The organism is Sphingobium salicis subsp. salicis (assembly GCF_049472635.1).
GTDB lineage: Bacteria > Pseudomonadota > Alphaproteobacteria > Sphingomonadales > Sphingomonadaceae > Sphingobium > Sphingobium yanoikuyae_A.
Map to the genome: position 1 here is coordinate 4420526 of NZ_JAYRCS010000001.1, position 8673 is coordinate 4429198.

Here is an 8673-nt window from a genome sequence, read left to right on the forward strand (position 1 = left end):
AATATAAAAGGGCGGCCCTCCCTTGCGGGGCCGCCCTCCTTTCAGGACCAACTGGCGCGCGGCGCGCCCGACTTAGCCGACACTGGGTCTCAGTGCGCCGTCGCCGTCTTCACCCCATCGCCGACCGGAACCAGCCGGTCACCGACGTCCGGGCTACGCCAGCGGAAGGCGCGACATAGCTGACGCTGTGCAATTGCGGCACGCGGAACAGGTCGAGCCTGTTGAAGGCCGGAACCCGGCCGGAAAAGCCGCCATCGGCACCATGGAACATCAGCAAGCCGCCCCATTCGGTCCGCCATCCTTCGGTCAGGCCAAAGACATAGGCGGCATGCCGATTCTTCCCCGCGACCCCATCATCATGGCCGGTCAGGAAATCGCCGCTGACATAGCGGGTCGCCTGCCCGTCGGCGAAGCCGATCGCCTCGCTGCCGGTGATCGCCCGGACCAGCGCCAGCACCTCCGGCCCAGCCATGAAGTGGACGAAGGCGTCGAGCAGATGCGGCGACTGCCGGCGCGCCTGCTCTTCGTCGGGCACGCGGATACTGCCATAGCGGAACTGGAAGCCATGGCGTGCCGCCTCATGCACCGCCTGGTTCAGGGCGCCCCATTGCTGCGGCGTCATGGATTGCGCCGTCGGGCGATCGATCTCGAACAGTTTCTCGTCCGAATTGAGGACGATCCGCCAATCCTCGCGCGCATCCAGATGCGTTGCCAGCGCGCGGGCCGCCGCATCGGTCAGGAAGGGACCGATGCGGACATGCCCGTCGCGCTGATAGTCGGATCGCAGCTGGTCGATGTCGATGCCATCGGCCAACCGGAAATCCGCAACCATTGTCGTCATGCGACACTGAGCTTCAGTGCGCCGTCGCCATCTTCCACCGTCACCGTCGATCCGTCCGGCACTTCGCCGCGCAGGATCAGGTCGGCCAGCGGATCCTGCAGATAACGCTGCACCGCCCGCTTCAATGGCCGCGCGCCATAGACCGGATCATAGCCGACCCGGCCCAGCCAGGCGCGCGCGCCGTCGGTCAGGTTGAGCGTCACCTTGCGGTCCTTCAGCAGCTTCTGCACCCGCGCCACCTGGATATCGACGATCGGCGCCATATGGCCGGCCCCCAAACGGTGGAACAGGATGATCTCGTCCAGACGGTTGAGGAATTCGGGGCGGAAATGGCTGCGCACCATCTCCATCACCTGGTCCTCGACCTTCTCGACCGGCTCGTCGTCGGGCTGGGCGGCGATATATTGGCTGCCCAGGTTCGACGTCAGCACGATGATCGTGTTGGTGAAGTCGACGGTGCGGCCCTGGCCATCGGTCAGGCGGCCATCGTCCAGCACCTGCAGCAGTATGTTGAACACGTCGCCATGCGCCTTCTCGACCTCGTCGAACAGCACGACCTGATAGGGCCGGCGCCGCACCGCTTCGGTCAGCACGCCGCCTTCCTCATAGCCGACATAGCCCGGAGGCGCGCCGATCAGCCGGGCGACCGAGTGCTTCTCCATGAACTCGCTCATGTCGATGCGCACCATCGCGCTCTCGTCGTCGAACAGGAAACCGGCCAGCGCCTTGGTCAGCTCGGTCTTGCCGACGCCCGTGGGGCCAAGGAACAGGAAGCTGCCCAGCGGCCGGTTCGGATCCTGCAAACCCGCCCGGCTGCGGCGCACGGCGGTCGCCACCGCGCGCACGGCATCGGCCTGGCCGATCACCCGCTTGCCCAGTTCCGCTTCCATCGCCAGCAGCTTCTCGCGCTCGCCTTCCATCATCCGGTCGATCGGAATGCCGGTCCAGCGCGACACGACGCTGGCAATATCCTCGGCCGTCACTTCCTCGCGCAGCATCGCGCCCTTGGATGCGCCCTGGGCTTCGGCCAGCTGCTTTTCCAGTTGCGGGATGGTGCCATATTGCAGCTCGCCGGCCTTGCCATAGTCGCCGCCGCGCTGCGCCTGCTCCAGCTGGAGGCGCGCCGCGTCGAGCTGCTCCTTGAGCTTGGCTTCGCTGGCGATCTTGTCCTTCTCCGCCTGCCAGCGCGCCGTCAGCTCGGCCGACTGCTGCTCCAGATTGGCAAGGTCGGTCTCCAGATTGGCCAGCCGGTCCTTCGACGCTTGGTCGCTTTCCTTCTTCAGCGCCTCGCGCTCGATCTGCAGCTGCATGATCCGCCGGTCGAGATTCTCGATCTCCTCGGGCTTGCTCTCCACCTCCATGCGGATGCGGCTCGCCGCCTCGTCCATCAGGTCGATCGCCTTGTCGGGCAGGAAACGGTCGGTGATATAGCGGTTGGACAGGGTCGCCGCCGCCACGATCGCGCCGTCGGCGATGCGCACGCCATGATGCGCCTCATATTTGTCCTTGATGCCGCGCAGGATCGAGATCGTGTCCTCGACCGTCGGCTCGCCGACGAACACCGGCTGGAACCGCCGCTGCAACGCCGGGTCCTTCTCGACATATTTGCGATATTCGTCGAGCGTGGTCGCGCCGATGCAATGCAGCTCGCCGCGGGCCAGCGCCGGCTTCAGCAGATTGCCGGCATCCATCGCCCCTTCGGATTTGCCCGCGCCGATCAGCGTGTGCATCTCGTCGATGAACAGGATGATCTGCCCGTCCGCGCCCTTCACCTCGTCGAGCACGCCCTTGAGGCGCTCCTCGAACTCGCCGCGATATTTGGCGCCGGCGATCAGGCTGCCCATGTCGAGCGCCATCAGCGTGCGGTCCTTCAGCGTATCGGGCACGTCGCCATGGGCGATGCGCAGCGCCAGCCCTTCGGCGATCGCGGTCTTGCCGACGCCCGGCTCGCCGATCAGCACCGGGTTGTTCTTGGTCCGGCGCGCCAGGATCTGGATGGTGCGGCGGATTTCCTCGTCGCGGCCGATCACCGGATCGAGCTTGCCGGCCTTGGCCGCCTCGGTGAGGTCGCGGGCGAATTTCTTGAGCGCATCATAACGGTCTTCCGCGCCCGCCGTGTCGGCGGTGCGGCCGCCGCGCAGCTGGTTGATCGCGCCGTTCAGCGCCTCGGCACGCACGCCGGCGGTCGCCAACGCCTTGCCCGCCGTCGTGGTCGTCGCCAGCGTCAGCGCCAGCAGCAGCCGTTCGACGGTGACGAAGCTGTCGCCCGCCTTCTGCGCCACCTGCTCGGCGGAATCGAGCACGCGCACGGCATCATTGTCGAGGCCCGGCGTCTGCTGCGCGCCGCTGCCCGATACGGCCGGCACCTTGGCCAGCGCGGCATCGGTCTCGCGCAGCGCGGTCGCGGCATCGCCGCCCGCCGCCTTGATGAGGCCCGATGCCATGCCCTGCTCATCTTCCAGCAGCGCCTTCAACAGATGTTCGGGGCTGATCCGCTGGTGGTTCATGCGGATCGCAACGGTCTGCGCCGACTGGAGGAAACCCTTGGCGCGGTCGGTAAATTTTTCGAGGTTCATTAGCATCCCCTTCAAGGCATTGCTGGCGATGTAATGTTGCAAAAATGACACACAAGGGGCGCGGGCAAAAAATCCGCGCCCCTTGCATATTTTACTTACTGCTTGGGCGCCTTGGCCGCCTCCGGTGCGAACAGGTCGCCGAAGAAGTCCGCCTTGTACCATTGCGGCGGGGTGTCGCTATCGGTCATAACCCGTGCAATGCGATAATTCGCCTCGGCAAAGCGGGCGCCCGCGTCCCAGTCGATCTTCTGGCTCATGTCGTCGCCGGGATGGTGATAATTGCCGCTCAGAAATTCGCCCCAGGCCTTCTCGCCGCCATTGGCATAGCCGGTCGCCAGGAAGACCGCGGGCACGCCCTGCTTCACGAACATATAATGGTCCGACCGCACGAAGATGGTTTCCTGCGGCATCGGGTCGGCGGCCAGCTTGATCCCCATCGGCGCAACCGCCTTGGCGACGATCGGCCCCAGCGTCGAATGGTCGGCGCCGAACGCGATCACATCGGTGAAGGGATAGAGCAGCAGTGGCATGTCGAGATCGACATTGCCGACGATCTGCTTGCCCGGCACGGTGGGATGGCGGGCATAATAGTCCGCGCCCAGCAGGCCCTTCTCCTCGCCGGTGGAGGCCAGGAAGACGATCGACCGGCGCGGCTTGTTGGGCGACTGGGCCATGGCACGCGCCACTTCCAGCATGGTCGCGATGCCGGCGCCATTGTCCAGCGCGCCATTGTTGATGCGGTCGGTGTCGGGCTTGTCGCCGGGCTTTGCCGGGCTGATGCCGATATGGTCGAGATGCGCCGACAGGACGACATATTCTTGCCTAAGCTTGGGGTCGCTGCCGGGCAGGATGGCGACGACATTGGGGCTGGTCACCCGCTCGCTGACGCTTTCGACTTGGATCTGGGCAGTCGACTTGAGCGCAAAGCCCTTGGGCTTGCCGCCGGCCTTGTCGGCTTGCTTGCGGATCGCCGCGATGCTGGTCGGTGCGCCGGCGAACACGGCCTGCGCCGCGGCATCGTCCAGGCTGGCGCCGACCCGGATGCCGGGGGCGGCGTCGAACGGCACGCCCTCGGGCGAGACCCAGGTGAAGTCGGGCTCGTCGGCGAACTGGACCATGCGGTTCCAGGGGCGGGCCTTCATCGACTGGAGGGTGCCGATCGAGAGCATGCCGATCGCGCCATGCGCCTCGGCGATCTTGCCCTTGGTGGCGGACAGGTGCGCGCCTTCCTCGCTCGGCAGCCCCTTGGGATAGCCGCGCAGGGTGACGACGATCTTCCCCTTCACGTCCAGCCCGGCATAGTCGTTCAGGCCGAGCCGCGCATTCTCCAGGCCATAGCCCACGAACACCAGCGGCGCCGACACGTCCAGCTTGGGCTCGGCCGCGTTCATGCCGATCAGCACGTCGCCGGCATGGGTGAAGCTTTTGGCGCCGGCCGGACCGGTGACGGTCAGCGTGCCCGGCGTCTTGGCGCGCTCGGTCTTCTGGAAGCCGATGCGCTGCAGCCAGCTTCCATTGTCGCCGGCGGGCTTGAGGCCGAGGCCATCGAACTGGCTGGCGACATAGCGGGCAGCGATTTCATGCCCTTCGCTACCGGTGTCGCGCCCCTTCAGCAGGTCGTCGGCCAGGAATTCGACATGGGCGCGCACCGCTGCGGCCGAGAAGGTCGGCGCATCGGCTGCGGCCGGCGTTGCTGTTTGAGCGGGCAGGGTGGCGGGCAGCACAAGGGCGGCGGTGGCGGCCAGCAGGGCCAGGCGTTTCATGGGATCGGGGACTTTCCGTCTCTATGGATGATGGCGTGCAGACTTGCCGCTGCGCCCCGTCGCTGTCCAGCCTCCGCTTGTCGATATCATGCGTATTGCGCCGCTATCACGCCCCGCTATGCTGCGCGCCATCGCGGCGGGGTCCGTCCCGGCCGTATCGACTGCCCTCCTGTCCTAGAGGTCTTCATGATCCTTACCCGCATGTCCCGCCGGCTTCCCCTGATGCTCGGCCTGTCCGCGCTTGCGTTCGCGCCGCTTGGCTCCGCCGCGCAGGCCGCCCCGGCCACCGCCGCCGCCGCGCCCGCGCCGCTCTCCAGCCTCGTTTCGGCGGTGGACATCCCCTATCAGGAATTTCGCCTGCCCAACGGTCTGCGGGTCATCGTCCATACCGATCGCAAGGCGCCGATCGTCGCCGTGTCGGTCTGGTATCATGTCGGCTCGCGCTTCGAGCCCGCCGGCAAGACCGGCTTTGCCCATCTGTTCGAACATCTGATGTTCTACGGGTCTGAAAATGCCGACGGTCCCTTCTTCGGCCGTCTGGAAGATATCGGCGCCACCGACTGGAACGGCACGACCTGGTTCGACCGCACCAATTATTTCGAAACGGTGCCGACCGGCGCGCTCGATCGCGCACTGTTCCTGGAATCCGACCGCATGGGCCATCTGCTCGGCGCCGTGACCCAGACCAAGCTCGATGCCCAGCGCGGGGTCGTCCAGAATGAAAAGCGCATGGGCGAGAATGAGCCCTATGGCCTGGTCGAATATGCCCAGCTCGCCGGCATGCTGCCCGAAGGCCATCCCTATCGCCACTCCACCATCGGCTCGATGGCGGATCTGAACGCGGCCAGCCTTGCCGACGTCCAGAGCTGGTTCAAGACTCATTATGGCCCCAACAATGCCACGCTGGTGCTGGCCGGCGACATCGACGTGCCGACCGCCAGGGCGAAGGTCGAAAAATGGTTCGGCAACATCGCGTCGGGCCCGGCCCCGCAGGATGTCGACGCGACCGTGCCGACGCTCGACAAGGATGTGGAAAAGGTGATGCACGACAATGTCGCTGCCACCCGCCTTTACCGCAACTGGATCGTCCCCGGCGTCAATTCCCCCGACCTGCAGCAGCTTGACCTTGCCCTCTCGGTGTTCGGTGGCCTCGGCTCCTCGCGCCTCGACAATATTCTGGTGCGCGACGAGAAGGTGGCGGTCGCGGTCAAGGCCAGCATCCAGCCGTTCGAGAAGTTGTCGATGGTCGAGATCACCGTCGACGTGAAGCCGGGTCAGGATCCGGTCGCCGTGGGCAAGCGGCTCGATGCGCTGCTCGCCGACTATCTCGCCAAGGGGCCCAGCGCGGACGAGGTGCTGCGCGCCGCGACCCAGCAGCTCTCCGGCACGATCGGTGGTCTCGAAAAGGTTGGCGGCTTCTCCGGCAAGGCGGTGACCCTGGCCGAAGGCGCGGTCTATTCCAATGATCCCGGCAAATATAAGAAGGATCTCGCCATCTATGCCGCCGCGACGCCCGCCAGCGTCTCGGCCGCCGCGCGCAAATGGCTGGGCCGCCCGGTCTTCCGCCTGACCGTGTCGCCGGGCGAACGCTCGGCCGAGGATAATGCGCTCGCCGGCAATGCGCCGACGGGCAGCGCCACCATGCATCCCGCCCATTTCCGCGATCCCAATGGCCCGGCGCCCAAGGCCGGCACGCCGCCGCCGCCGACCAAGGTTGCCGAGCCGCCGATCGAGCCGGTCAAGGATCTGGTCTTCCCGCCGGTCGAGCGCGCGAAGCTGTCCAACGGCATGTCCGTCGTCTTCTCGCGCCGCGCCACCGTGCCGGTGGTGAAGGTCTCGGTCGCCTTCGACGCGGGCAATGCCGCCGACAACCGGCAGAAGCTCGGCACCGCCGCGCTCACCACCGCCCTGCTCGACGAAGGCACCACCAGCCGCAACTCGGTGCAGATTTCCGAGGAGCAGGAACGTCTGGGCGCCGGCATCAGCGCGGCCAACAGCATGGATGCCACCAATGTCGGCCTCTATGCGCTCAAGCCCAATCTCGACGCCTCGCTCGGCCTGCTCGCAGACATCATCCGCAATCCCGCCTTCGATCCCAAGGAAGTGGAACGGCTGCGCAGCCAGATGCTGACCCGCATCGCCGCGGAAAAGACCCAGCCCATGGCCATCGCCCAGCGCATGCTGCCGCCGATGCTCTATGGCCAGGCCCATCCCTATGGCATTCCCTTCACCGGTTCGGGCACCGAAAGCGGCGTCAAGGCGGTGACGCGCGCCGATCTGGTCGCCTTCCATGACACATGGATGCGCCCGGACAATGCGACCATCTTCGCCACCGGCGACACGACGCTGGCCGAACTGCTGCCGCTGCTCGAAAAGCGCTTCGGCGACTGGAAGGCGCCGGCCATGGCCAAGGGCGCCAAGCTGTTCCGCATGGACCGCATGATGCGCCCGTCGCGCATCGTCCTCATCGACAAGCCGCAAAGCCCGCAGTCGATGATCCTCGCCGGCCAGCTCACCAACAAATCGGGCACCGACAATCCGGTCACCCTCATCACTGCGAACGAGGTGCTGGGCGGCAGCACCACCTCGCGCCTGACCATGGACCTGCGTGAGGCGAAGGGCTGGGCCTATGGCGCGGGCACCGGCATGCCCGGCGTCAAGGAAACCATCCCGCTGCTGGTCTATGCCCCGGTCCAGACCGACAAGACCGGCGAATCGATCATCGCCGCGCGCCAGGACATCAAGGATTTCCTGACCAGCAAGGGCACGACCCAGGCGGAGCGCGACCAGACCATCAACGGCCAGATCCTGTCGCTGCCCGGCAGCTTCGAAACCTCGTCCGACCTGCTCTCGGCGATGATGCGCAACAATCTGCTCGGCCGGCCTGACGACTATTACGCCACCCTGCCGGCGACCTATCGCGCCATCACCGCGGCGCAGATGGATCAGGCCGCGCGCGAGGCGATCAACCCCGATCGGCTGATCTGGGTCGTGGTCGGCGATGCGAAATTGGTGAAGCCCCAGCTTGACGCGGTCGGCCTGCCGGTGGAAATGGGCACATTGGCTGATTGACGCTAACGTAAAGGAGAAGTGAGATGGCTGCAGTGGATGGTGCCTATGATTGCGTGGCTAAGACCCCGCTGGGCGAACAGACCGGCGTGTTCACCGTGATCAGCACGGGTGACCGTTTCAACGGCACCTTTGCCGGCATGATGGGCTCGCTCGACGTCAAGGATGGCGTGGTCGCCGGCAACAAGCTCACATGGAAGATGGAAATGACCATCCCCATGCCGATGACGCTGGAATGCGAAGCCGAAATCACCGGCGAGAGCCTGACCGGCACGATGCAGCTCGGCGCCTTTGGTGCCGCACCCTTCACCGGCACGCGTCGCGCATAATCCCTATCGGCTGCGGCCCGGTTCATGCCGGGCCGCAACCGACATTACCAAAAATTCATGGCCGACCCGTTGCACTATAAAATTAGTTAGCTATC

At 65.9% G+C, this 8673-nt stretch carries 5 protein-coding genes; 2 read left to right on the top strand and 3 right to left on the bottom strand.

Annotated elements, in window-relative coordinates; genetic code table 11:
- Positions 1 to 109 precede the first annotated feature (109 nt).
- The 3 genes from VHN57_RS21355 to VHN57_RS21365 form a co-directional block, all read right to left on the bottom strand.
- Positions 110 to 841, bottom strand: a complete 732-nt coding sequence (locus tag VHN57_RS21355) for a 2OG-Fe(II) oxygenase (RefSeq protein WP_423285308.1) — start codon at positions 839 to 841, stop codon at positions 110 to 112.
- Positions 838 to 3417: an ATP-dependent chaperone ClpB gene (gene clpB, locus VHN57_RS21360; RefSeq protein WP_423285310.1), complete on the bottom strand. Its 2580-nt coding sequence runs from the start codon at positions 3415 to 3417 to the stop codon at positions 838 to 840. Before clpB ends, VHN57_RS21355 begins: the two co-directional genes overlap by 4 nt.
- A 95-nt stretch (positions 3418 to 3512) precedes the next feature.
- Positions 3513 to 5180 carry a M28 family metallopeptidase gene (locus tag VHN57_RS21365; RefSeq protein WP_423285312.1) on the bottom strand — a complete coding sequence of 556 codons (1668 nt, stop codon included), beginning with the start codon at positions 5178 to 5180 and terminating at the stop codon, positions 3513 to 3515.
- A gap of 186 nt (positions 5181 to 5366) precedes the next feature.
- On the opposite strand from VHN57_RS21365, the gene VHN57_RS21370 reads away from it, so the two are divergent.
- Together VHN57_RS21370 and VHN57_RS21375 are read left to right on the top strand one after the other, a co-directional pair.
- Positions 5367 to 8252, top strand: a complete 2886-nt coding sequence (locus tag VHN57_RS21370; RefSeq protein WP_423285314.1) for a M16 family metallopeptidase — start codon at positions 5367 to 5369, stop codon at positions 8250 to 8252.
- A 23-nt stretch (positions 8253 to 8275) separates the two neighbouring features.
- On the top strand, positions 8276 to 8578 hold the full coding sequence (locus tag VHN57_RS21375) for a hypothetical protein (protein WP_004209325.1): 303 nt from the start codon (positions 8276 to 8278) through the stop codon (positions 8576 to 8578).
- Positions 8579 to 8673: the final 95 nt, after the last annotated feature.

Coding starts and splice junctions, on each gene's coding strand:
- VHN57_RS21355 (WP_423285308.1), bottom strand. CDS start 841: ATGACGACAATGGTTGCGGATTTCCGGTTGGCCGATGGCATCGACATC.
- clpB (WP_423285310.1), bottom strand. CDS start 3,417: ATGAACCTCGAAAAATTTACCGACCGCGCCAAGGGTTTCCTCCAGTCG.
- VHN57_RS21365 (WP_423285312.1), bottom strand. CDS start 5,180: ATGAAACGCCTGGCCCTGCTGGCCGCCACCGCCGCCCTTGTGCTGCCC.
- VHN57_RS21370 (WP_423285314.1), top strand. CDS start 5,367: ATGATCCTTACCCGCATGTCCCGCCGGCTTCCCCTGATGCTCGGCCTG.
- VHN57_RS21375 (WP_004209325.1), top strand. CDS start 8,276: ATGGCTGCAGTGGATGGTGCCTATGATTGCGTGGCTAAGACCCCGCTG.